Origin of the sequence: Bartonella sp. MU70NMGDW, from assembly GCF_042194085.1 — a bacterium.
In the GTDB taxonomy this organism is placed as follows: Bacteria; Pseudomonadota; Alphaproteobacteria; order Rhizobiales; family Rhizobiaceae; genus Bartonella; species Bartonella grahamii.
In genome coordinates this window covers 1-1185 of sequence record NZ_JBHIMK010000354.1, presented here as the reverse complement: position 1 = coordinate 1185, position 1185 = coordinate 1, and the positions used below count along the sequence as shown (strand labels likewise).

Below are 1185 nucleotides of genomic sequence, written 5' to 3'. Positions count from 1 at the left end.
TCCGCCCCCATCCAATATGTCAACAGCTTATACGTCAAAGATACAGCAGTTATCACACGCATATTACAGCAAATAGGCGGAGCCTTGGGGGGTGTATTCGCTGGATTTTTTATCCATTCGCTGACAGAAGAATATCTGTCCTTAAACCAAACATATCTCATATTCTTTATATTCTCTATCGCTGCATTTTTACTGTTTTGCCTTGCATTCTCCTTGTCGCATAAAGAAAAGGGCTCCGATTTATGATATGCTTTGTTTGAACGCCTTCTCAATAACATTTGCAACGACATATAATATCATAGAGCAGTTTACCACTTTTCGAGAAACCAACACACTGAAACCTTGACCACAGCCTTCATCATTTTTATGAAAGGACACTAAACCGACAAGCTCCTTAAGCTCTAAAATTTGGCCATCTCCAATAACATGCGGTGTTTATCAACATCATACTTGCTTTGTGCTCTTGGACACCTCTCAAAACCTCTTGAAATATGGGATTCTCTGTTGGTATCTTTGCAAATATCCACGAAATTAAGCACGCATTTCAATGCGGAATAGTCCCATAAACACGCTAACAGACACCCCTACAGCACCAGCATAGAATATGGCATCCCGCGCGCCCGCCCCCCCCCAAATGCTGATCATCTTCTGCCACGCATTGCGATGTAGAAAATAGCAACGTGCTGCAAACTTGGCGATGTTATTCATCTCATTTAAACCTCATTGAATTGCTATGCTTGCATAACCGCAACAGGTTCAAATGAAGATGAAGCGACAAAAACATCTGATAAAGCAGCATCTCTCTCCATTCCATTGTGAACTGTCAACAGAAATCTACCCCTCTTTAATAAAAAAGCCTTCTCTCATTGAGGGGAAAATTTTTAAAAATATTGAAAATCATGATGCACGATGACAGACAGCAAACCATCTCTAAAAAGGCTGTTTTTTACTTTTACAGTGTGCTCTGAGATTTCTCTAACATTTTCCTGCCTTTAGATTTTCCTTATAAAATTTACGGACAAAAGAAGCTTTTCAGAACTCTTTTACACATAACTTCATTGCTTCAAGCTCCCTTACAGACACGATAAACGTGTATATTTCCATCACGACCAAATACGCGAGATTAACAGCGGATATCATGAAAACAGCCTTTTTATAGAAAACCGTAAGCTTTAACGGAATAAA

At 39.4% G+C, this 1185-nt stretch carries 1 protein-coding gene and 1 pseudogene; one reads left to right on the top strand and one right to left on the bottom strand.

All coding sequences use genetic code 11. The features are described from left to right. A pseudogene (locus ACFIKE_RS10960) lies at nt 1-246 on the top strand (drug:proton antiporter); the annotation flags it as partial. 285 nt (nt 247-531) lie between these two features. Here the strand turns inward: ACFIKE_RS10960 and ACFIKE_RS10955 are convergent. Next, nucleotides 532-708, bottom strand: coding sequence for a hypothetical protein (locus ACFIKE_RS10955; protein WP_375649945.1), 177 nt, complete (start codon nt 706-708; stop codon nt 532-534). Nucleotides 709-1185: the final 477 nt, after the last annotated feature.